Here is a 22838-nt window from a genome sequence, read left to right on the forward strand (position 1 = left end):
GGTTTGAAACGCCAACATGTTTTCCCGTTCCTGTCTTTTATGTATGGCCTCGCATACAGTCGGCGCGCTCACGTATGTTCATGCATAGGATGACAACACCGACCGGTTTTGGCTTTATTTTCATAATGATATATCCGGAGCCACGGGCTTCCCCCGATTGCGGTAAGTTACCGCCGTCGTAAGAATTTGTAAAAAAGATGGCCCCACCCTGCACCGGACGGCAGCCATTATGCACGAGGTCACGGCATGGCGCCCGCTGGCGGTGCATCTGCCCAAGTTAAGCGCATAAAAGAATCAGGGAATTCACTGAACCGAATGCGAAGTAGAAAACGCTAATATCTCCTATCGGAACCTCTCATCATGATTAGGCGCTTCGCCTGATTGACACATCGGGAAAATTCGGCAGAATGATTCCCACTGTGCAGTGTGTCGTTCCGTGACGTTTCGGCCATGCCGTTTTCGGTTGTCACGACAGCGACATATCGAGGTCATATGGATGCAGTAGCGCGTAACCAATTAAGACACGCTACATGCGTTGCACACGGTGTATAACGAGCGTTTTCGCTCATTTTGAAATTCAAGGTTGAGATAGATATGGAAACCGGTACCGTTAAGTGGTTCAACGACGCCAAGGGCTTCGGCTTCATCACGCCGGACGCAGGCGGCAATGACCTGTTCGCGCACTTCTCCGCAATCGAAGGCTCGGGCTTCAAGTCGTTGAAGGAAGGCCAGAAGGTGCGCTACGTCAAGGCCATGGGCCAGAAGGGCGAGCAAGCCACCAAGATCCAGGCCCTCTGATACCGGTTTGAGTACCGGGCCGGTCCCCAAGGACTGGCCGGAGCAGGCAAGGCCCCGCAGCTTCGGCGCGGGGCCTTTTCATTTGTCTTTGCCTTTGACTTTTGTCCCGGAGCGCATGTCCCATTGCATGGCCCCGCGCTTCCTTGACCCCGCCACCGAGGAGTCTTGCGATGCCTGCCCACCGCCTGCCGCCACTGGCGCCGCTGGTCGCCGGCGCCCTGGCGCTGGCTGCCATGCCTGCGCCCGCCGCGGACGCCGGGGCCGGAGCCCTGCTCAACCGCGGCAACGACCCCTTCCTGCAGGTGTCCGCGCGCATCCCGGCATGTCCCGAGCCGGCGGGCCCGCGCATCACCGAGGCGCAATGGCGGCACGATGCGCACCACCGCATCGAACAGGGCAACCATTGCTGGACCGAGGGGCGCTGCCGCCTGTCCAACGCCTTCCAGTACGACCGCGAGATCGCCGACAGCCTGCGGCGGCGCCTCGAGACGCTGTCGGCCACGCTGCCGGGCTGGCGCGACAGCTCGCTGTGGATCACCGTCAGCGGGCGTTGGCTGGTGGTGCAGGGCTGCGTCCGGCCGGGATTTGCCGTCGCGCCCTTCCTCGCCGCGCTGGGCGAGGTGGCCGACGTGGAACGCGTGATCGACCAGACCACCGCCACACCGGCGCGGGGCGTGCCGTACGCGCGCTATGTCGCGCTGCCGGCCGGAACGCCGGATGCACCCCGGCCTGCGCCTCAGAAATCGCCTGGGAACACGCCCCAGAAGGAGCCCTGACGGCCGAAATGTTACCGGCGAGGTTTCGGACGATGTTGCTATAATCGGCCGACCCACAACCACCCTCCCGCCACTGGCCGCCCCCATGGCGCCATACGGTTCGCCGTAGCGCGTTCAGTACAGCTGGCAATACAGTTGGCAATACAGCCATCAGCGGGACGGTTTGCAGCGTGTCGAGGAGTTACGTGGCCGGTACTCAAATCGCAACGCCAGACGCCCCTGCCGCCGCAGCAGCCATGCACGGCCCCCATGCCGGACCCGCGGCCTCGGCGGGCAGCTCCTTCCATGCAGCGCTGCGCATCCTGCCGGCAGTGCAGCGCCAGGCCATGTTCGAGATCTATGCGTTCTGCCGCGCCGTCGACGATATCGCCGACGGCGACGCGCCGCATGCCCAACGCCTGGCCGCGCTCGAGGCCTGGCGGGGCGACATCGCCGCCTGCTACGCCGGCACCCCGCCGCCAGCCCTGCAGCCGCTGTGCGCGCAGATCCGCGCCTTCAACCTGCAGCAGCAGGACTTCCTCGCCGTGATCGACGGCATGACCATGGACGTCGAGCAAGACATCCGCGCCCCGGATGCCGCCACCCTGGACCTGTATTGCGACCGTGTCGCCAGTGCCGTGGGCCGGCTTGCGGTGCGCGTGTTCGGGCTGGAAGAAACCTGCGGCATCGCGCTGGCACACCACCTGGGGCGCGCGCTGCAGCTGACCAATATCCTGCGCGATATCGACGAGGACGCCGCCATTGGCCGGCTGTACCTGCCGGCGCAGGCACTGGCCGCCGCCGGCGTCCCCGCCGGGCTCGCGGCAGACGGGCCGCAGGCGGTGGCGGCGCATCCCGCGCTCGGGCAGGCCTGCGCCTTGCTAGCGCAGGAAGCGCAGGCGCACTACGACCAGGCCTACGCGGTCATGGCGCGCTGCCCTGCCCGGCAGGTGCGCTCGCCGCGGATCATGGCCGAGGTCTACCACCGCATCCTGGCGCGCCTGCGCACGCAGGGCTGGCGCGCACCGCGCCAGCGCGTGCGCCTGCCGCGCGCGCAACTGCTCTGGATCGTGCTGCGCCACGCCATTGGCTGAGCGCGGCCACCCGATGCATGCCGTGCACGGCGTCGCCGTGCGCCGGCACAAGGAGTTTGCATGTCGGAGTCTGCATTAAACGAGACCGCCTTCGCCACGGCCGCGCCGCGTGCGGAGCCAGCTGCCGATCCGGCGATGCCCGCGCCGCGCCACGCCGCGCCGGCGCTCGACCAGGGCATCGGCCGCGCCATCGACGCGCTGCTGCACCATCAGCGTCCCGACGGTCACTGGGTCTACGAACTCGAGGCCGACGCCACCATCCCCGCCGAATACGTGCTGATGGTGCACTACCTCGGCGAGACCCCGGACCTGGCGCTCGAGGCCCGCATCGCGCGCTACCTGCACCGCATCCAGAACGCCGACGGCGGCTGGCCGCTGTTCCACGAAGGCCGCTCTGACGTGAGCGCCAGCGTGAAGGCGTATTTCGCGCTGAAGATGGCCGGCGATGATCCGCAGGCCGCGCATATGCAGCGCGCGCGCCAGGCCATCCATGCGCTGGGCGGGGCCGAGGCCTGCAATGTCTTCACGCGTACGCTGCTGGCGCTGTACGGCGCGATGCCATGGTCGGCGGTGCCGATGATGCCGGTGGAAATCATGCTGCTGCCGCAGTGGTTCCCGTTCCACCTGTCCAAGGTCTCGTACTGGGCGCGCACGGTGATCGTGCCGCTGCTGGTGCTCAACAGCCTGCGCCCGCTGGCGCGCAACCCGCGCGCGGTCGGCATCAACGAACTGTTCGTGGGCCCGTGCCACAACGTGCGGCTGCCGCGCCGCGCCGCGCACCAGCACGCCGGCTGGTACGCGGCATTCCGCGGTCTGGATGCGCTGATGCGCGTGGCCGAGCCGCTCTTTCCGCGCCTGCTGCGCCGGCGCGCCATCGACGCCGCGCAGGCCTTCGTGCGCGAGCGGCTCAACGGCGAGGACGGCCTGGGCGCGATCTTCCCGGCGATGGCCAACAGCGTGATGATGTTCGACGTGCTGGGCGTGCCGCCCGACGATCCCGCGCGCGCGGTGGCGCGGCGTTCGGTCGAGCGTCTGCTGGTCGAGCACGGCGACGAAGCCTACTGCCAGCCTTGCCTGTCGCCGGTGTGGGACACCGCACTGGCCGCGCATGCGCTGCTCGAAACCGGCGAGGCACGCGCGGCCGCGGCGGTCGGGCGCGGCCTGGACTGGCTCAAGCCGCTGCAGGTGCTGGACGTGCGCGGAGACTGGGCGGTGCGCCGCCCGCTGGTACGCCCCGGCGGCTGGGCCTTCCAGTACGCCAACGACTATTACCCGGACGTGGACGACACCGCCGTGGTCGCGGCCGCGATGGACCGCTACATGCGCGCGCACGGCGCGCCGGGCCGCTACGACGAAGCGGTGGCGCGTGCCAGCGAGTGGATCGTCGGCATGCAGAGCGGCAATGGCGGCTGGGGCGCGTTCGAGCCGGAGAACACCCACCTCTACCTGAACAACATCCCCTTCGCCGACCACGGCGCGCTGCTGGACCCGCCCACCGCCGATGTGTCGGCGCGCTGCCTGTCGATGCTGTGCCAGACCGGCGCCACCCCCGACAAGAGCGAGCCCGCCGCACGCGCGCTGCGCTACCTGCGGCGCGAACAGATGCCCGACGGCAGCTGGTTCGGCCGCTGGGGCACGAACTATATCTATGGCACCTGGAGCGCGCTGTGCGCGCTGAATGCCGCCGGCCTGCCGCCGGAGGCGCCGGAGATGCGCCGCGCGGTGGCGTGGCTCGTGCAGATCCAGAACGCGGACGGCGGCTGGGGCGAGGACGGCAGCAGCTACCGGCTCGACTACCGCGGCTACGAGCCCGCGCCCAGCGTGGCCTCGCAGACCGCATGGGCGCTGCTGGCGCTGATGGCGGCCGGCGCCGCCCGGCACCCCGCGGTGGCGCGCGGCATCGACTACCTACTGCGCACGCAGCAGTCCGGCGGGCTGTGGCATGAGCCCCGCTTTACCGCGGTGGGCTTTCCGCGGGTGTTCTACCTGCGCTACCACGGTTATGCGCGCTACTTTCCGTTGTGGGCGCTGGCGCGCTATCGCAACCTGCAGCGTGGCGGCGCTGGGCACGTGTCGTGGGGCCTGTGAAAGGGCCGTTCGTGCTGGTCGTTGCCGGCATGGAATTCGAGGCGCGCATCGCTGCCGGGCCGCATTGCCGGGTGGTGCACGGGCTGCGCGGCATTGCGCTGGAACAGGGCGTGTCGGCGCTAGCCAGCCGCGAGTGCGTGGGCATCATCAGTTTCGGCGTTGCCGGCGGGCTCGATCCGGCGCTGGCGCCGGGGGATATCGTGATTGCCGACCGGGTCTGCGCGGATGGCGAGCGCTACGACGCCGATTTGTCATGGACACGGGCGATGCATGCGGCGATGGCGCATGCCAGGGTCGGCACGATCGCGGGGGCTGACCAGCCGGTGCTGACGGTTGCCGGCAAGCAGTTGCTGCGGCAGGCGTGCGGGGCGCTGTGCGTCGATATGGAATCGCATATCGCCGCGCGCATGGCGGCGGCATGCCGGCTGCCGTTCTCGGCTTGCCGCGTGGTGATCGATCCGGCCGAGCGGGCGGTGCCCGCGGCGGCCGCTGCCGGCATGGGCGAAGGTGGCAAGACCGATGTGGGGGCGGTGCTGGGCGGGTTGTTGCGGGCGCCGTGGGAACTGCCGGCGCTGTTCAGGCTGGCGGGCGATGCAGCGGTGGCGCGTGGAGCGCTGCGGGCGGCCAGGCTGGCGCTGGGCGATGAATTCGGGTTGCGGGAAGTGCTGGCGCAGTGAGCGTTCCCCGGCGCAAGCTGAGAACCTTGCTGCTTGTGTCCTCCCTCTCCCTCAGGGACCCTCAGGGAGAGGGTTGGGGAGCGGGCCGGCGTGTCGGCGGAGTCAGGCGCTGCGGTATGCCACGGCCTGCCCTCAACCAAACTTCCGCACCGCGTCCAGCGCCAGCCCGCTACCAATACTCCCGAACCGGTCCCCTTCAACGCAGCGCGCCTCCGGCAACAACGCCGCCAGCCGCTGCCGCAGCAACGGCACGCTGCTGGACCCGCCAGTAAAGAAGATGGTGTCGACCGCCGCCCCATCCACGCCAGCATCCGCCAGCATCTGCTGCACCGTTTTCTCCGTCTTCGCCACCAGCTTGTCGATCGACTCGTCGAACTCCTCGCGCGTGATCGACAGCGTCAGCCCCTGCTCCAGCCGATGCAGGTCGACCTCGGTGCTGCCGGCATCCGACAGCGCGATCTTGGCCGCTTCCACCTGGATCGCCAGCCAGTGCCCGGCGCGCTCGCGGATCAGCCGGACCAGGCGGTCGAGCTTGATGGTGTCGGCCGCGTCGCGGTAGTTGTCCATCACCAGCGACCACGCCTTGCGCGTATAGACTAGGTTGATGGTGTGCCAGCTGGCCAGGTCGAAATACTGGCTCGACGGCATCGCCTTGCCGTTGCGCAGCTGGCTGCCCAGCCCCAGCAGCGGCATCGCCCGCGCCAGGCTGAGCGCGCGGTCGAAGTCGGTGCCGCCGATATGGACGCCGCCGTTGGCCAGGATGTCTTCGCGCCGGTCGCTGCGGCGGGCGCGCTCGGGCGACAGCCGCACCAGTGAGAAGTCCGAGGTGCCGCCGCCGATATCGACCACCAGCACCAGCTCCTCGCGCGAGATCCCGGCCTCGTAGTCAAACGCCGCGGCGATCGGCTCGTACTGGAAGGCGATCTCGCGAAAGCCCGCGTCGCGCGCGATCCCGGCCAGCGTATCTTCCGCAAGCTGGTCGGCGGCGGGATCCTCGTCGATAAAGAACACCGGCCGGCCCAGCACCGCGCGCGAGAACTCGGTGCCGGCGGCCTGCTCGGCACGGGTCTTCAGTTCGCCGATGAAATGTGCCAGCAGCTTGCGGAACGGCATCGCCTGGCCCATCACCTCGGTGCTGTCGTCCATCATCGAGGTGCCGAGCAGGCTCTTGAGCGAGCGCATCAGCCGCCCTTCATAGCCAGCCAGGTAATCGCCCAGCGCGGCGCGGCCGTAGCTGACCAGCGGGTCTTCGGCGTGGAAGAAGATCACCGAGGGCAGCGTCGCCTTGCCGTCTTCCAGCGGCAGCAGCGCCGCCGGCCGGTCGGGGCGGCTCCAGCCCACCGTTGAGTTGGACGTGCCGAAGTCCAGGCCGCATGCGTTTGACATCATCGAATTCCGTTTTCCTACACCGCAGAAAGTGGCCCGCGCGGCGCAAAGCCGGCGTGGGCGGGGGCGTCATTGTAGGGCAGTCGCGGGGCCGGTTGCGAGGCGCGGGGCAATCGGTGTTGCCTGCGCACCATTCTCAGACGGCGCGCAGCAGCGCAACGTGCCCTGCGCTGAGCGCGGTTCAGCCGGCCAGATCGGGCGTCGGCTCGAGCAGGGACGTGGCCAGCGCGCGCGTGGTCGCCGGCGCCGCCATCGACGACGCCAGCACATAGCGGTCGCGCCCGTGCTCCTTGGCGTGGTAGAGCGCACGGTCCGCGTCGGCGAACAGCGTGCGCCACAGCCCTTCCTTGTTGCCTGGGCCGCCACGCAGCTGCGCCACGCCGATGCTGACGCTGGCATGGCCCTGCCCGGCCGGCAGCTCGATCGCGCGCACCTTGCGCAGGATCCGGTTGGCCAGCGCCGAGGCCTGTTGCTCGTCGGTATGCGGGCACAGGATGCAGAACTCCTCGCCGCCGTAGCGCCCGGCCACGTCCGAGGCGCGACGCGAGTTGTCGAGCGCATGCGCCACCTCGCGCAGCACCGCATCGCCGGCATGGTGGCCGAAGGTGTCGTTGACCTGCTTGAAATAGTCGATGTCGATCACCAGGCAGGCCAGCGGCGCACCGTCGCGCTGCCAGCGCGCCACCAGCCCGAGTGCCGACATCTCCAGCGCGCCGCGATTGAGCAACCCGGTCAGCGCATCGACGCGCGCGCCGCTTTCGTTGTGCGCGACGATCTGCTCCATCGCCATCACGGTAAAGCCGAACAGGCCCAGCAGCGTGGCGATCAGCGGCGCCAGCACCCAGCCCGAGCCGGCCGGGTTGGCGAAGAACAGCGTCACGGGGGCGGCGCCCAGCGCAGGGAGGCTCATGGCATGGCTGAAGCCGGCCAGCTGCGTGGCCAGCTGCACCAGGCTCGCCACCAGCACCAGCGGCGCGCCAATGCTGCGGCGCCCGCGTCCGGCACGCGCCAGCGTGGCGAAGGTCGCCAGCGACACCAGCGCCAGCACGCCGTAGACGACGCGCAGCGTGATCTGCGGCCCGTCGGGCAGGCCGGTGGTGCTCACCATCAGCCCCAGCACGATCACGCCCGCGCCCGCCAGCGCGCCGGGGTGTGCCGGCACGCCGTAGTACACCCGCACGCCGCGGTAGATCACCAGCCAGCCGGCGACGAACGCCGCCGCGCCGAACGTGCCCAGATGGCCCGAGCCACCGGCGGCGCCGGCCGCGCTGAGCGCCAGCGCCAGCCCCGCGGCGGACACCAGCACATGCCCGAAGGCCCACAGCCGCCCCGCCTCGCTCGCGCGCAGCGCGAACACCAGCCCCGCCGCAATGATCAGCGTGCTGCAAAAAAACACCATCATGACGACCGCAATGGTCTGCTGGTCCAGGTGCACGGGGATTCCTCAAGGAGGCCGTCCGCCCTGCCGTCAATATCGATCGGCGGGCATCGGGTCACAGGGGCTGTCGTAAAGCGCGGGTTGCGCGCGACATCGCGCATGATAGCCCGCGCGTACTGCCCGGTGGCACCCCCGACAAGCCGGGTCGGGTATACGCCGCAAGACTTGCCGTCGTGCCCTGCGAAAGCAGTACTGTCCGGCAACACGCCGCTCCCCATGTCGGCGTCAGAGCATGTGCTCTATAAATCATATCGGCCTGCGCCCCTTCATCGCAGGGCGCCGCACAGTCGAAGTGATCTACGCGTTGATTGCACGTTGGCGTTTTTCTGCAACACCTTGGCGGGCTGCGGAGCGGCAGCAAGCGCCTTCGCCTTCCCACGCTGGAACCGATGCGCCACATTGCGTGCGCGTATTCGCCACTCTGCCCCTGGTTGGCCGATCTGGCGCGGAATTAGAGGGGAAGTACCCCGCTTTTGGTTAAGCAGCCACTGCACGGCGTGGATAGAATCATGCGTTGCCTATCGTCGCAATGTTTTAAAGCCGTGCTATCCCAACCTGGTATGACCGTTCCCCTTCTCTCGCTTGGCGCCATCCTGGATGACTTGCGCAGCGCTCCGCGCCCGCTGACTTCCGCCGAGTATGCGTACCTTGCCCACCTGCGGCAACGTATCGTCACGGGCGACGCCGACCTGTGGACCACGCTCGAGACCGCGGGCGTGCCCTGCAGCGAGCGCCGTCTGTCACCCGAGGTGGTGCAGGCGCTGACGGCCATCGGACAGTTGCCGATGCACTGACCGCATCGGCGCCCGGCAACGGGCGCGCCTGATTGCGGACAATTCACCAGACCAACTCAGAAACAGATCGCTACAAGCCACCTGGTGCCACCGCTACGATCGCTTCACTTCGATCCGCCGGGTGACGGTCCAGCGTGGCCAGCGCGCATGCGCATGGTGCAGCCGCCCGCCCCGGCAAGGGCAAAGGCATGGCTTTCCATCTCAACAACAGGCGCGTCAGCTTCCTGTCGTTGCGCGCATTCATCGCACTGATGCAGCACCGTGACACCACCCGCGCCGCGCGCGCGCTGGGCATCCAGTCACAAAGACTCCTTTACCAGATCCGTGGCCTCGAGACCGCGCTCGGCACGCTGCTGTTCCGCGTGGGCAGTCCGGCCTGGCTGCCTACGCCCATCGGCGTGAACGCGCTGCCCAAGGTGATCGCCATGCTCGCCATCTGGGACCAGCTGGAACCGGCGACATGTGCCCGCCAGCACGACACCGCGGCGCCGCCGGCGGTCAACGACAGCGGGCGCGACGGCCTGGGGTTCTGGGTGCGCCAGTCGACCATGTAGCGGCTCAGGCCAGCCGTTCGCAGCTGTACGCTTCAGTCCGGTAGGGAAAGGCAACCTCCGCGCGGCCGGCCAGTGCCGCATGGCCGTCGATGAGCGCCTGCAGCCGTACCCGCACCCGAGCCTGTTCTGCTGCCGGCAGCGCGGCGATGAAGCTGACCGACATCACCCGGTCCACGATTACCTGCTGCGGCGGGCCGACATGCGCATAGGGCAGGCTCGCCAACGCCAGCGGCCCGAAGCCCGCGGCAGGAAAGACGCGCTTCCAGTCGCCCTTGTAGAAGCGCGGCGCGTCGCCCTCATACGGCGTCATGATCGCCGTCAGCCGCGCGATCCAGTCCACGCGTTCATCGCGCACGTTCCACACCAGCCCGAGCCGGCCGCCGGGGCGCAGCACGCGGCGGATCTCGGCCATCGCGCTGGCATTGGCAAACCAGTGGAAGGCCTGCGCGCAGGCCACGGCATCGACGCTGGCGTCGGGCAGCGGGATCGATTCGGCACTGCCTTCCAGCGCCTGCACTGCAGGCAGCGCGCTGGCGAGTTGTGCGCGCATCTGCGCGACCGGTTCCACCGCGATCACGGTGGCGCCGGTCCCGGCCAGCCGGCGCGTGAACTTGCCGGTGCCCGCGCCCAGGTCGAGCACGGTGCGGCCGGCGCGCAGGCCGAGCGTGTCGCGCAGCCAGATATCGATTTCAGCGGGATAGTCGGGGCGTCCGCGCGCGTAGGTATCGGCCTGGCTGGCGAATCCCTGCGCGGCGGCTTCGTGGATGGCGGTCATGGGGGCTCCGGTTGCGTACCGGTGCGGTAGCCTACTCCGCATGACCGCAGGCGGCAAGCCTACTGCTGCATGCCCCAGCGGCGCACCGTCAGCCGTTCGAGCGTGGTGAACACCAGCCCCTCCACCAGCAGCCCGATCAGGATCACCGCGGCCAGCCCGGCGAAAACGCGGTCGGTGTAGAGCTCGTTGCGGTTCTGGAAGATAAACCAGCCCAGCCCGCCCTGCCCCGACGACGCGCCGAACACCAGCTCGGCCGCGATCAGTGTGCGCCAGGCAAAGGCCCAGCCGATCTTCAGCCCGGACAGGATCGCCGGCAACGCCGCCGGCACCAGCACCAACGCGACATAGCGCAGCCCGCGCAGGCCGTAGTTGCGCCCGGCCATGCGCAGCGTCGGCGGCACCCCCCGGAAGCCCGCGTACATGTTCAGCGCCAGCGGCCACAGCACCGAATGGACCAGCACGAACACCAGGCTCTTGGTGCCAAGCCCGAACCACAGCAGCGCCAGCGGCAGCAGCGCGATCGCGGGCAGCGGGTTGAACATGGCGGTGAGCGTGTCCAGCACATCGCGGCCGAAGCGGGTGGACACCGCCAGCGAAGTCAGCGCGAACGCCAGCACGATGCCCAGCGCATAGCCGCGCAGCAGCACGGAGATCGACAGCGCCGCCTTGCCAGGCAGCTCGCCACTGGCAACCGCGTCGGCGAAGGCGCGCAGCGTGGCCAGGCACGAGGGCAGCAGCAGGTCGTTGTCCTGCACGCGCGCCACCACTTCCCACACCAGCGCGAGCGCCAGCAGGATCACCGCCTTGCGCAGCCAGCCATGCTGCCACAGCTGTTGGTGCCACGGCAGCGCGCGTGCCAGCGGCGCTTCGGTAAAGGGTTCGGGCTCGCGTTCGTATTCGGGGCGAAGCACGTCGGCGAACGCCACGGTCGGTTGCGTCATGATGCGGTTCCTTCAGGTTCAGCGGCCAAATTCAGCGACCCACAGCGCTGCGCGCGCGCTGTGGCTGCGCGTCGGCGGCGGGGGCGCCGAACAGCAAGGTGTGGATGCGTTGCGCGGCGGCCTGGAACTCGGTGCCGCCCTGGCTGGCCAGGGTGAACTGCTGGCTGTTGAGCTCGGCGCGCACGCGGCCCGGATGCGGCGACAACAGCAGGATGCGGCTGCCCACCACCAGCGCCTCTTTGATCGAATGCGTGACGAACAGCAGCGTAAAGCCCGCGTCGTCCCACAACGCCAGCAGCTCTTCCTGCATGCGCCGGCGCGTCAGTGCGTCGAGCGCGGCGAAGGGCTCGTCCATCAGCAGCACCTTGGGGCGCATCGCCAGCGCACGCGCAATCGCCACGCGCTGCTTCATGCCGCCCGACAGCGTGTGCGGGTAGGCATCGGCAAAGTCGGCCAGCCCCACTTTCTCCAGGCTGTCCATGGCACGCTCGCGCGCCTCGGCCCGCGACAGCCCGCGCGCCTGGCGCAGCGGGAACATCACGTTCTGCACCACGGTCTTCCACGGCGGCAGCTGGTCAAACTCCTGGAACACCACGATGCGGTCCGGGCCGGGCTGCTGCACGCGCCGGCCTTCCAGCCGGATCTCGCCTTCGCAGGGCGGCACGAAGCCGGCCACGGCCTTCAGCAGCGTGGACTTGCCGCAGCCGGACGGCCCCAGCAGCACGAAGCGGTCGCCCGCATGCACGTCGAAGCTGACGCGATGGGTGGCGCGCACGATGCGCTCGGGCGTGCGGTACTCCAGTGACACCCCATCGACCTGCAGCAACGGGGCAACGCGGTCGGACACCACGCGCAGGTTGTGCGTCGCCATGATCAGCTCCCCTGCGCGGTGACGGGGTCATGGAAGAAGTAGTCCTGCCAGGACTTGGGCTGGTTGCGGATCGCGCCCACGCGGTGCATGAAGGCGGCCAGCGCAAAGGTGTTCTGCGGCGCCACGCGGAACTGCACCTGCGGGTTCTTCAGCACGCGCAGCAGCAGCGCGCGGTCGGTCCTGGCCTTGCTCTGGCGCAGGTAGATGTCCGCCGCAGCTTCCGGATTGGCGGTGGCGAAGACAGCGGCTTCGGCCAGCGCATCGACGAAGGCACGATAGGTCTTGGGGTTGTCGTTGCGGAACTTCTCGGTCGCGTACAGCACGGTGGACGAGCTGGGGCCGCCGAGCACGTCATACGAATTCAGCACGATGCGCGCGTTCGGGTTGCCGGCCAGTTCCTGCTCCTGGAACGGCGGGTTGCCGAAGTGGCCGGTGATCTCGGTGCCGCCGGCGATGATCGCGGCCGCCGCATCGGGATGGGGTATCGCGACGGTCCACTTGTCGAGCCGGTTGTATTCCTTGTCGCCCCATTGCTTGGCGGCGGCGAGCTGCAGCACGCGCGACTGCACCGACACGCCCACTGCCGGCAGCGCAATGCGGTCCTTCTCGGTGAAGTCGGCAATCGACTTGACCTTGGGGTTGTTGCTGACCAGGTAGTACGGGAAGTTGCCCAGCGATGCCACGCCACGCACGTTCTGCTTGCCGTGGGTACGGTCCCACAGCGTCAGCAGCGGGCCGACGCCGGCGCCGGCGATATCGATGGCCCCCGACAGCAGCGCATCATTGACCGCGGCACCGCCGGACAGCTGCGTCCATTCGACCTTGATGTCGACGCCCTGCTGCTTGCCGTGCTTTTCGATCAGTTGCTGATCGCGTGCCACATTGAGCAGCAGGTAGACCACGCCGAACTGCTCGGCGATGCGCAGCTTGCCTTCGGCATGTGCCGCGCCGGAAACAGCCAGCCCTGCGCTCAGTACGAGCAGGCCGATCTTGCGGGAAAAACGAGAGAACATGGTCGAAACTCCGGGGAATACGTTGGACCGGCGCTCGCCGATGCGGGCGCCTTGTGTATGACTTGCATGACTTGCGCAAGCGTTTCCGCTTCAGCGCGGCACGTCGCCTTCGATGGTGGTGCGGTACATCACGCGCCGCAGCTCGGGCGGACAGCCTGCGGCCAGGTGCAGCAGCGAGCGGTTGTCCCAGAACACCAGGTCGTGCGGCTGCCACTGGTGGCGATAGATATGCTCAGGCCTGGTGCTGTGCGCGAACAGCTGGTCGAGCAGGTCGCGGCTTTCATCCTCGGGCAGGCCGACGATGCGCGTGGTGAAGTGCTCGCTGACGAAGATCGCCTTGCGGCCTGTTTCCGGATGGGTGCGGACCACCGGTTGCAGCACCGGCTTGACCTGTGCGATCTGGTCGGGCGTCAGGTTCGGCCGCCACGGGCTGCGCTGCTGCAGCTCGGCATAGCGCGCCAGGTAGGTGTGCTCGGCCTGCAGGCCGTCCACCGCCTTCTGCAGCGCAGGCGGCAGCGTGTCCCATGCGAGGTGCATGTTGGCGAACAGCGTATCGCCGCCTTCGGCGGGCAGTTCGCGCGCATGCAGCAGTGAGCCGAGGCTCGGCTTTTCCTTGTACGACAGGTCCGAATGCCAGAAGTGGCCGGCATCGCCCAGCCCGATCGGCTTGCCGTTCTCGACCACGTTGGACACCACCAGCACTTCCGGGTGGCCCGGCAGCTGGAACTGGTGCAGCACGTGGATCTGCAGCGGCCCGAAGCGGCGGCTGAATGCGATCTGCTGCGCGGGCGTGATCTGCTGGTCGCGGAACACCACCACGTGATAGTCCAGGTGCGCGCGATGGATGCGGGCGAAGTCCGCATCGGACAGCGGTTGCGACAGGTCGAGCCCGATCACCTCGGCGCCCAGCGGGGCATCGAGCGGGCGGATTTCGAAAGCCTCGGCGAAGGTCGTGGAAGGCGGTGCGCTCTGGTGGCGCGAAACACTGGCGTGGGCAGTTGCGGTCGTCATGGCAAGCGATGGCATACGGGGGAGGCCGGTGCGGCTCCCGTGACAACTGTCCCGGGATGCCGCGTACAAGCTTGCACTGTAGGGAGCCGGCCAGCGCACCGTCAACGAATCAAATCGCTGGCCCTTATCCGCTTATCGCATATCCATGTCTGGACATTGGTGCGAGTGCGCCCATGGCTTGCCCTTGCCGGCACTGTGGTGCGCTGCAGGACGCCACGCACGCGCAGTGAGGCCATATGCGCAAAGCCGATAACCAATGCCGCAATCATTCGTTCAGGTACGGCTGCGGCGCCGCTTATCGTGGAGCCGTTCTCCACTCCGACAAGGCCTGCACGATGAAGCCCCAGCGTCGCCCCGCTGCCCATGCCCCGCACACGCTGAACCGCCGCGACATGCTGCGCTGTGTGGCCTGGTCCGGGCTCGGCCTGGCCGCGTCGCTGTCGCCGCTGCCCGCATTCAGCGCCAGCGCCTCCGCCCGCCCTGACGTGATCCACATCGGCGTGGCGCAGCCAGCCACCGGCACGCCGCCGAGCTTCGCCGGCAGTTCGCTGGCGATCGCCCATGCGCGCGGCTGGCTGGAGGAATCGTTCAAGCCCAGCGGTACGCGCGTCGAGTGGTTCTTCTTCAAGGGCGCGGGCCCGGCCGTCAACGAGGCGCTGGCCAATCGCCAGCTCGACTTCGCATTGCAGGGCGACCTGCCTTCCATCGTGGCACGTGCCGCAGGCCTGAAGACGCGGCTGGTGCTGGCCACCGGCGTGCGCGCCAATATCTACGTGGGCGTGCCACCCGACTCGCCGCTGAAGACGGTTGCCGACCTGCGCGGCAAGCGCGTGTCGCTGTTCAAAGGCACCAACATGCATCTGCCCGCGCTGCGCCTGCTCGAAGCCAACGGGCTGACCGACAAGGACCTGCGCCTTCTGAACCTCGATACGGCCGGCTACCTCGCCGCATTGTCCACACGCGATATCGACGCAGCCATCGGCGCCATGGACATCCTGCGCCTGCGCGACAAGGGCGCGGTGCGCATCTTGTATTCGAGCAAGAACCAGTCGCCGATCTACACGCGGCAAAGCCATGTGCTGGTGACCGATGACTTCGCCACGCGCTATCCGGAAGCGACACAGCACCTGGTCAAGGCCGCGGTCGAGACCGCGCGCTGGGCCTCCGACGAAAGCCATCGCGAAGACGTGCTGCGCACCTGGGCGCGCGCCGGTACGCCCTACGACCACTGGAAGGAAGACTTCGACGGCGAGCCGCTGCGCGTGCGCCTGAATCCGAACTTCGATCCCTTCCTGGTCAGCCGCTACAAGGATGCCACCGAGCAGGCCTATCGCTTCCGGCTGAGCCGCGCGCGCTTCGACGTCGACCAGTGGATCGACCAGCGCTTCCTGAAGGCCGCGCTCACCGAGCTAAGCCTGCAAAGCTATTGGCCCATCTACCAGCCCAACGGCAAGATCCTCGGAGCCTGACACCATGTCCGCCGCCGATTCGCTCTCACTTCCCGCCGCCGCTGCCCCGCGCGCGGCTTCTCCCCGCAGGACACCAGGCTGGCAACACGCCACGCGCTGGCTGCTGGCCTGGCCGGTACCGCTGACGCTGCTGCTGATCTGGTACGTCGCGGCCCGCAATGCATGGATCCCGCCGCAGGTACTGCCCGCGCCCGAAGACGTGGCCCGCACGCTGGCCGACTTGTGGCAAAGCGGCGAGCTGCAGGCCAACCTGGCGATCAGCGCGCTGCGCGTGGCCGGCGGATTTGCCGTGGGCCTGGCCGGTGGGCTGGCGCTGGGCGCGGCGATGGGACTGTCGCCGGCCCTGCGCGACTACGTTTATCCGACCTTCAAGGCCTTCAGCCAGGTGCCGGTGCTGGGCTGGCTGCCGCTGCTGATGCTGCTGGTCGGCATCGATGAAGCGCTCAAGGTGATCCTGATCGCCAAGGCCGCCTTCGTTCCTGTTGCGCTGAACACGTACAAGGGCATCGGCAGCGTTCCCGTGCGCTACCTGGAAGTGGCGCGCGTTCTGCGGCTCACGCGCTGGCAGACGCTGTCGCGCGTGGTGCTGCCCGCGGCGGCCGCGCCGGTGTGGAACGGCGTGCGCTACGGGCTCACGCATGCGTGGCTGGCGCTGGTGGTGGTGGAGTTGCTGGCCTCGTCCGAGGGGCTGGGCTACATGATCGTCTACGGCCGCCAGCTGTTCCAGCTCGATATGGTGATCGCCGCGGTGGTGGTGGTGGGCGTGGTCGGCTTTACGCTCGACAAGGCGCTCGCGCTGGCCGAGGGCGCGGTGCTGCGCTGGCGCAAGCCGGGCTTCTGAGGCGAGGCAGCGATGACGATTTCCGCAAACTCCGTGCGCCGACTCTCTGTGCCCCGCGCCTTGCGCGGCTGGGTCCTGCCGCTCGCGCTGCTCGCGTTGTGGTGGGCCGCCGTGCGCTTCAACTGGACCACCTCGCCGCTGCTGGTGCCGGTCTCCAGCGTCTGGGACGCCGCCGTGCGCCAGGTGCAGAGCGGCGCGCTGTTCGTGTCGCTGTCCGCCAGCCTGTGGCGCGACCTGGCTGGCTTTGCCATCGGCGCCACCGTGGGGCTGGTGTTCGGCGCGGCGCTGGGGCTGTCGCGGCTGTTCGAGCGGCTGGCGGGCCCGAGCTTCCACACCGTCAAGCAGATCTCGCTGTTCGCGTGGATTCCGCTGATCTCGGTCTGGTTCGGGCTGGGCGATGCCGCCAAGGTGGTGTTCCTGTCGCTGGCGGCGTTCTTCCCGGTGGTGCTCAATACCTTCGAAGGCATCCGCGCCGTGCCCGCCGACCTGCTGGAAGTGGCGCGCGTGCTGCGCTTTACCCGTGTGCAGGTGCTGTGGCGCGTGGTGCTGCCATCGGCGGCGCCGTCGATCTTCGCCGGCATCCACCTGGGGCTGATCTATGCATGGCTGGCGACGCTGGGCGCGGAGTACCTGCTGGTCTCGGGCAAGGGCATCGGCAACACCATGGTCGACGGGCGCGAGAACTTCTGGATGGACCTGGTGATCTTCGGCGTGATCGTGGTCGGCCTGGTCGGCTTCACGCTGAACTGGATCGCCAGCCGTATCGAACGACGGTTGCTGGCGTGGCGCGGACGCTCGGTAGCGGCCGGCTGATCTAACCTGACTGACGGAGAACCCCATGCCACATGCCGGCACGCTCAGCATCGCGCACCTGCACAAGCAATACGAAGTCAAGGGCCGGGCCCTGCCCGTGCTCGAGGACATCACCCTGACCATCGCTCCCGGCGAGTTCGTCAGCATCGTCGGCGCCAGCGGTTGCGGCAAGTCGACCTTGCTGCGGCTGGTGGTGGGGCTGGAGGAAGACTACCGCGGCGAGATCCTGCTCGACGGCAAGCGCGTGGCCGGCACCAGCCTGCAGCGCGGCATCGTGTTCCAGGAGCACCGGCTGTTCCCGTGGCTGACGGTGGAACAGAACATCCGGCTGGCGCTGCTCAACCTGCCGGGCAGCACCGCCGAGAAGGAACGCAGCGTCGCCGAGCATATCGCGCTGGTCGGCCTGCGCGGCTTCGAGCAGGCGTATCCGCACCAGCTCTCCGGTGGCATGTCGCAGCGCGTGGCGATTGCGCGCGCGCTGGTGACGCGCCCGGAAATCCTGCTGCTCGACGAACCCTTCGGCGCGCTCGATGCAATGACCCGCGCCTACCTGCAGCAGGAGCTGCACCGCATCTGGCAGGCCGAAGGCATCACCATGATCCTGGTCACGCACGACGTGGAGGAAGCCGTCTTCCTCGGCGGCCGCGTGGTGGTGATGGAGCCGCGCCCCGGCCGCATCCGCCGCATCGTGCCGGTCGACCTGCCGCATCCGCGCGAGCGCGCGGGGCCGCCCTTCGCCGGCGTGCGCGATGCCGTGCTGCGCGAGTTCGCCGGGCAGGTGCCGACGGAGCAGCCCGAACTCGCACCCGCCTGACCCAATCCTCTTTCCTCCCCGGAGCCTCGTGATGACACAAGCCAATACCCCGCAAGACCAACCGGTCCAGCTCGACATCCACCCGGTCGCCGGCCGCATCGGCGCCGAAGTGCGCGGCGTCGCACTGCACGGCGACCTGCATCCCGCTACCTTCGCGGCGATTCGCGCCGCGCTGCTCAGGCACAAGGTGCTGTTCTTCCGCGACCAGGTGCACCTGGACGATGCGGCGCAGCAGCGCTTTGCCGGCCAGTTCGGCGACACCGTGCCGCACCCGACCGTGCCGTCGCGCGACGGCACGCAGCTTCTCGAACTCGATTCCGAGCACGGCGGGCGCGCCAACTCCTGGCATACGGACGTGACCTTCGACCTGGCCTATCCGGCCGTGTCGGTGCTGCGCGCGGTGACCATCCCCGCCGCCGGCGGCGACACGGTGTGGGCCAACACCGCCGCAGCCTACCAGGACCTGCCTGAGCCGCTGCGCGAGCTCGCGGACAAGCTGTGGGCGCTGCATACCAACGACTACGACTACGCCGCCAGCCACGTCAATGCCAACAGCGCCAGCCTCAGGCGCTACCGTGAACTGTTCACCTCGGCGCTCTACGAGACCGAGCACCCGGTGGTGCGCGTGCATCCCGAAACCGGCGAACGCACGCTGGTGCTGGGACATTTCGTCAAGAAGCTGCTGGGCTACTCCGCGACGGATTCCGCGCACCTGGTGTCGGTGCTGCAAGGCCACGTGCACCGGCTCGAGAACACCGTGCGCTGGCGCTGGCGCACCGGCGACGTTGCCATCTGGGACAACCGCGCCACCCAGCACTACGCCATCAACGACTACGGCGATGCGCACCGCGTGGTGCGCCGTGCGACGGTTGCCGGTGACGTGCCGGTCAGCGTGGACGGCCGCCGCAGCGTGGCGGTCAAGGCGGGCGTGCGCCGCGAGGGCAGCGCGCCGGCCAACCAGTCCGCCGACGCCGCGCAGCAGCGCGCCGCCTGACCCGGCCAGCCACGGAGGGCATCCATGTCACAGCACAAGCCGCCGCGCCAGCTGCATCTCGGCGCCTTTGTCCAGGTCACCGGGCATCACGTCGCCGGCTGGCGCCATCCCGGCGCGCAGGCCGACGCCGGCCGTAACCTGGCGCACTACGTGGCGCTCGCGCAGCGCGCCGAGGCCGCGGGCTTCGACGCGCTGTTCCTCGCCGACGGCGTGGCCATCCGCGGCATGGACGAAGCCACGCTGCCGCGCACCGCGCGCGCCGCAACCTTCGAGCCGCTGACGCTGCTGTCGGCGCTGGCGGCGGTGACGCATCGCATCGGCCTGGTGGCGACCGCCTCCACCACCTACAACGAGCCCTATCACGTGGCGCGCAAGTTCGCCTCGCTCGACCACCTCAGCGGCGGCCGCGCGGGCTGGAACGTGGTGACGTCGGTCAGACGCCGAGGCGCACAATTTCAGCCTGGAGCGCCATCCCGCGCATGCCGACCGCTATGCGCGCGCCGAAGAATTCGTCGACGTGGTCACCGGGCTGTGGGACACCTGGGAGGACGACGCCTTTCTCTACGACAAGGACAGCGGCCTGCATTTCGATGCGGACAAGCTGCACGCGCTCGACCATCGCGGCGCGCATTTCCAGGTGCGCGGACCCCTCAACGTCGCACGTCCGCCGCAGGGCCATCCCGTGATCGTGCAGGCGGGTTCTTCCGAGGCCGGGCAGGAACTGGCCGCGCGCACCGCCGAAGTCATCTTCACCGCGCAGCAGTCGCTGGCCGAGGCGCAGGCCTTCTACCGCGGCCTGAAAGGCAGGCTGGCGCGCTACGGGCGCTCGCCGGACCAGCTCAAGATCCTGCCGGGCGTGTTCCCGGTAGTGGGACGCAGCGAGGCCGAGGCGCAGGAGAAGTTCGAAGCGCTGCAAAGCCTGATCCATCCGAGCGTGGGACTGGCGCTGCTGTCGCAGCATCTGGGCGGGATCGACCTGAGCGCCTATCCGCTGGACGGCCCGCTGCCTGAAAACCTGGTGGAACCCAACGGTGCCAAGAGCCGCTTCCAGCTGGTCACCGGACTGGCGCGGCGCGAGGGGCTGACCATCCGCCAGCTGTGCCTGCGCGTGGCCACCGCACGCGGCCACTGGTCGATCCACGGGACGCCGCAATCCATCGCCGACCAGTTGCAGGCGTGGTTCGAAAACGAAGCGGCCGACGGCTTCAACGTGATGCCGCCATGGCTGCCGGGCGGACTCGATGACTTTATCGAGCTGGTGGTGCCGGAGCTGCAACGCCGCGGCCTGTTCCGCGAGCGCTATACGGGCACCACGCTGCGCGAACATCTTGGCCTGCGCCGGCCGGAAAACCTGCGCTGGCGCCAGCCGGTGGCGGTCGGGGCCTGACGGCACGGCCTGCTTGCTCCCCTCTCCCGCGTGCCGGAGAGGGGGCCGGGGGAGAGGGCAGGAGGCTCAAGGGCTGAGGGCGGCGGGTTAATACCGTTGGCTTCGCTCAGTCTGTTTCCTGTCGGCCACCCTCCCGCTTCCCCCGCGCCTCCAGCAAGAAATATCCCACCGAACCCACCACCAGCGGAATCAGGTAATACAACGCCCGGTACGCAATCAGCGCCGCCACCAACAGCGCATGCGGCACCTGGTCCCCCAGCATCGCAAAGAACACCGTCTCGATCACGCCAAGGCCGCCCGGCACGCGGACCACGACGCCCGCGAGGCCGGAGGCCAGCAGCACCCCGAGCACCGTGAAGTAGTCCGCATGCGTATGCAGCAGCGCATGCATGATTCCGGCCACGGCCATCCAGTTGCCGGCCGACACCAGAATCTGCAGCGCGGCAAAGCCGACCGACGGCACATAGATGTCATGGTCGCGCACAGTGCGATGCCGGCCGTGCCATACCGCACAGGCGGCCATGTAGCCCGCGGGCGCGGCCAGCATCAGCGCACCCAGCAGGCGCGTCGCCACCGGCGGAATGCCCCACTCCGGCGGCAGCACCACCAACTGCCCGGCCAATATGGTCCCCGCCAGCAGCGCATAGCCGAGCCAGTTGCTGGTCACCGCCACCGCGAACACGCTCCAGACCTGCGGCGCGCTGAGTCCCGCGCGCGAATACAGGCGATAGCGCACGCCCGCGCCGCCGAGCGTCGCCCCGAGGTTGAGGCTGAGCGTGTAGCTGACATAGGCGATCGCCATCGTGCGGCGCACCGGCAGCGGGTGTCCGGCATAGCGCACGCCGAGCACGTCGAACTGGCTGTACAGCAGCCCGGTGAGCGCGACGCAGCCGACGGCCGGCAGCAGCGTACGGCGATCGAAGCCGCGCAGCGCGGTGATCACCGCATCCCAGTCGATGGTCCCAAGCTTGCGTGCGATCAGCGCCACCACCGCGGCAATGAACACGATGCCGATGGCACGCCGCCACATCGGCCAGCGCGCATGCTGCCGGATTGCGGAGATGGCTTGCGCGACCACTATTCAGCCTCCCCTTCCAGCACGATCACGCGGCCACGGCGGCGCGGATCGCCCTCGCGCGGTGCCACCAGCCGCGGCGTATGCGCGGGCAGCCAGCCCGCCCATGCCGGGAAGCGGCGCAGGAAGTGGAACATCAGCGTGGATCCGGCGGCGTCGAGCAGGGTGCGGTCGTGCTTGCGCGCCGGCACTTCGCGGCAGCGCTCGGCGATCAGGGCCTGCAGCCGTGCGCGCAGCAGGCGCGCAAACCCGGGCTCGCGGATCACCAGGTTGGCCTCCAGGTTCAGCGACAGGCTGAGCGGGTCGAGATTGCTCGAGCCCACGGTGGCCCAGGCGTCGTCGACCACGGCCACCTTGCCGTGGAAGGGACGCTCGACGTATTCCAGGATCTGCACGCCGGCGTCCTGCAGGTGGCTGTACAGCAGGCCACCCGCGCGCGCCACCCATGGCATGTCGGGCTTGCCCTGCAGCAGCAGGCGCACCTGCACGCCGCGCTGCGCGGCTTCGCACAGGGCATGCAGCAGCCGGTAGCCCGGCAGGAAGTAGGCATTGGCGATCACCACCTCGCGCCGCGCGGCGCGGATCGCATCGAGGTAGGCGAACTCGATATCGTTGCGATGGCGGTGGTTGTCGCGCGTCACCAGGCGCACCGTGGTGGGCGCAGCCGGGGCGGCGCGGCCGTGTACGCGCGGCGGCGGCGGGCCGGGGCAGGCCTCGGGCATTGCGCGCAGCAGGAAGTCCTGCACCTGCCGGGCCGCGGGGCCGCGGATCTCCACCGCATAGTCCTGCTTGGCCCGCGGACCGAAGTCATACAGGTGCTGGGCCGAGAAGTTGATGCCGCCGACGAAGGCCACCTCGCCGTCGATGGCGACCAGCTTGCGGTGCATGCGCCGGAAGATATGCGTGCGCACGCCGAACAACCGCCGCCGCGGCGAGAAAGTGCAGAAGTGCACGCCCGCCCTGACCAGTTCGGCGACGAAGCCGGGCGGCAGGTCGTGCGAGCCGAAGCCGTCCACTGTGAGGGCCACGCGCACGCCGCGGCGTGCGGCGTCCAGCAGTGCCGCTTGCAATTTCTTTCCTACCTCGTCGTCGAAGAGGATAAAAGTTTCCAATAGCACGCTTTCACGCGCGCGCGAAATCGCGTCGAACACGCGCGGAAAGTACTCTTCGCCGTTCTCTAGCAGGCGAATGCTGGCGGGGGCGGACGGCAGCGGTGTCATGGCCGGAGTGGAGCCGCAAACACCGTGCCA

The 22838-nt window shown here is 68.7% G+C and carries 21 protein-coding genes and 1 pseudogene; 13 read left to right on the forward strand and 9 right to left on the reverse strand.

The genetic code is table 11. The annotated features are described in order from the left end of the window. Positions 1-594 precede the first annotated feature (594 nt). From AC10V3_RS32405 to AC10V3_RS32425, 5 genes are all read left to right on the forward strand, one after another. Positions 595-798, forward strand: coding sequence for a cold-shock protein (locus AC10V3_RS32405; protein ID WP_022539497.1), 204 nt, complete (start codon positions 595-597; stop codon positions 796-798). Positions 799-968: 170 nt separating this feature from the next. Further along, positions 969-1574, forward strand: coding sequence for a hypothetical protein (locus AC10V3_RS32410; RefSeq protein WP_022539498.1), 606 nt, complete (start codon positions 969-971; stop codon positions 1572-1574). 185 nt (positions 1575-1759) lie between these two features. Continuing rightward, the gene (gene hpnD / locus AC10V3_RS32415) at positions 1760-2647 is read left to right on the forward strand and encodes a presqualene diphosphate synthase HpnD (RefSeq protein ID WP_041681845.1); all 888 of its coding nucleotides are present in this window, start codon (positions 1760-1762) and stop codon (positions 2645-2647) included. Positions 2648-2707: 60 nt separating this feature from the next. Beyond that, positions 2708-4735 carry a squalene--hopene cyclase gene (gene shc / locus AC10V3_RS32420; protein WP_022539500.1) on the forward strand — a complete coding sequence of 676 codons (2028 nt, stop codon included), beginning with the start codon at positions 2708-2710 and terminating at the stop codon, positions 4733-4735. Beyond that, positions 4732-5412 carry a phosphorylase gene (locus AC10V3_RS32425; RefSeq protein WP_022539501.1) on the forward strand — a complete coding sequence of 227 codons (681 nt, stop codon included), beginning with the start codon at positions 4732-4734 and terminating at the stop codon, positions 5410-5412. Before shc ends, AC10V3_RS32425 begins: the two co-directional genes overlap by 4 nt. 132 nt (positions 5413-5544) lie before the next feature. Here the strand turns inward: AC10V3_RS32425 and AC10V3_RS32430 are convergent, their stop codons facing one another. Both AC10V3_RS32430 and AC10V3_RS32435 read right to left on the reverse strand, forming a co-directional pair. Beyond that, positions 5545-6801: an Hsp70 family protein gene (locus AC10V3_RS32430; protein ID WP_022539502.1), complete on the reverse strand. Its 1257-nt coding sequence runs from the start codon at positions 6799-6801 to the stop codon at positions 5545-5547. Between the two features lie 178 nt (positions 6802-6979). Continuing rightward, complete coding sequence (locus AC10V3_RS32435) at positions 6980-8233, reverse strand: GGDEF domain-containing protein (protein WP_022539503.1); 1254 nt, start codon at positions 8231-8233, stop codon at positions 6980-6982. Positions 8234-8796: 563 nt separating this feature from the next. Between AC10V3_RS32435 and AC10V3_RS32440 the strand changes: the two genes are divergently transcribed. Together AC10V3_RS32440 and AC10V3_RS32445 are read left to right on the forward strand one after the other, a co-directional pair. Then, the gene (locus AC10V3_RS32440; RefSeq protein WP_022539504.1) at positions 8797-9030 is read left to right on the forward strand and encodes a hypothetical protein; all 234 of its coding nucleotides are present in this window, start codon (positions 8797-8799) and stop codon (positions 9028-9030) included. 188 nt (positions 9031-9218) lie between these two features. After that, entirely contained in the window at positions 9219-9584 is a 366-nt protein-coding gene (locus AC10V3_RS32445) for a helix-turn-helix domain-containing protein (protein WP_041681846.1), read from the forward strand. Between the two features lie 4 nt (positions 9585-9588). Here AC10V3_RS32445 and AC10V3_RS32450 read toward each other — a convergent pair whose 3' ends face one another. From AC10V3_RS32450 to AC10V3_RS32470, 5 genes are all read right to left on the reverse strand, one after another. Continuing rightward, positions 9589-10359 (reverse strand): class I SAM-dependent methyltransferase, encoded by a 771-nt coding sequence (locus AC10V3_RS32450; protein ID WP_349609785.1) that lies wholly within the window; start codon positions 10357-10359, stop codon positions 9589-9591. A 59-nt stretch (positions 10360-10418) separates the two neighbouring features. Beyond that, positions 10419-11300: an ABC transporter permease gene (locus tag AC10V3_RS32455; protein ID WP_022539507.1), complete on the reverse strand. Its 882-nt coding sequence runs from the start codon at positions 11298-11300 to the stop codon at positions 10419-10421. Positions 11301-11331: 31 nt separating this feature from the next. Continuing rightward, the gene (locus tag AC10V3_RS32460; protein ID WP_022539508.1) at positions 11332-12171 is read right to left on the reverse strand and encodes an ABC transporter ATP-binding protein; all 840 of its coding nucleotides are present in this window, start codon (positions 12169-12171) and stop codon (positions 11332-11334) included. 2 nt (positions 12172-12173) lie between these two features. Further along, positions 12174-13184: an ABC transporter substrate-binding protein gene (locus tag AC10V3_RS32465; protein WP_022539509.1), complete on the reverse strand. Its 1011-nt coding sequence runs from the start codon at positions 13182-13184 to the stop codon at positions 12174-12176. A 90-nt stretch (positions 13185-13274) separates the two neighbouring features. Beyond that, positions 13275-14195, reverse strand: coding sequence for a TauD/TfdA dioxygenase family protein (locus tag AC10V3_RS32470; protein WP_022539510.1), 921 nt, complete (start codon positions 14193-14195; stop codon positions 13275-13277). Between the two features lie 335 nt (positions 14196-14530). On the opposite strand from AC10V3_RS32470, the gene AC10V3_RS32475 reads away from it, so the two are divergent. From AC10V3_RS32475 to AC10V3_RS32500, 6 genes and pseudogenes are all read left to right on the forward strand, one after another. Then, positions 14531-15664: an ABC transporter substrate-binding protein gene (locus AC10V3_RS32475; RefSeq protein WP_022539511.1), complete on the forward strand. Its 1134-nt coding sequence runs from the start codon at positions 14531-14533 to the stop codon at positions 15662-15664. Positions 15665-15668: 4 nt separating this feature from the next. Beyond that, complete coding sequence (locus AC10V3_RS32480; protein ID WP_022539512.1) at positions 15669-16505, forward strand: ABC transporter permease; 837 nt, start codon at positions 15669-15671, stop codon at positions 16503-16505. Between the two features lie 12 nt (positions 16506-16517). Then, positions 16518-17318: an ABC transporter permease gene (locus tag AC10V3_RS32485; RefSeq protein ID WP_022539513.1), complete on the forward strand. Its 801-nt coding sequence runs from the start codon at positions 16518-16520 to the stop codon at positions 17316-17318. A gap of 25 nt (positions 17319-17343) precedes the next feature. After that, positions 17344-18132, forward strand: a complete 789-nt coding sequence (locus tag AC10V3_RS32490) for an ABC transporter ATP-binding protein (protein WP_022539514.1) — start codon at positions 17344-17346, stop codon at positions 18130-18132. Positions 18133-18163: 31 nt separating this feature from the next. Next, a complete protein-coding gene (locus tag AC10V3_RS32495) occupies positions 18164-19126 on the forward strand; it encodes a TauD/TfdA dioxygenase family protein (protein ID WP_022539515.1) in 963 nt (320 codons plus the stop codon). Positions 19127-19150: 24 nt separating this feature from the next. Beyond that, a pseudogene (locus AC10V3_RS32500) lies at positions 19151-20513 on the forward strand (LLM class flavin-dependent oxidoreductase). A gap of 106 nt (positions 20514-20619) precedes the next feature. On the opposite strand, the gene AC10V3_RS32505 reads toward AC10V3_RS32500, so the two are convergent. Both AC10V3_RS32505 and clsB read right to left on the reverse strand, forming a co-directional pair. Then, positions 20620-21591 (reverse strand): lysylphosphatidylglycerol synthase domain-containing protein, encoded by a 972-nt coding sequence (locus tag AC10V3_RS32505; protein ID WP_022539518.1) that lies wholly within the window; start codon positions 21589-21591, stop codon positions 20620-20622. Next, positions 21591-22808: a cardiolipin synthase ClsB gene (gene clsB / locus AC10V3_RS32510; protein ID WP_041681847.1), complete on the reverse strand. Its 1218-nt coding sequence runs from the start codon at positions 22806-22808 to the stop codon at positions 21591-21593. Before clsB ends, AC10V3_RS32505 begins: the two co-directional genes overlap by 1 nt. Positions 22809-22838: the final 30 nt, after the last annotated feature.

The sequence above is a fragment of the Cupriavidus sp. PB-02 genome, assembly GCF_058252315.1.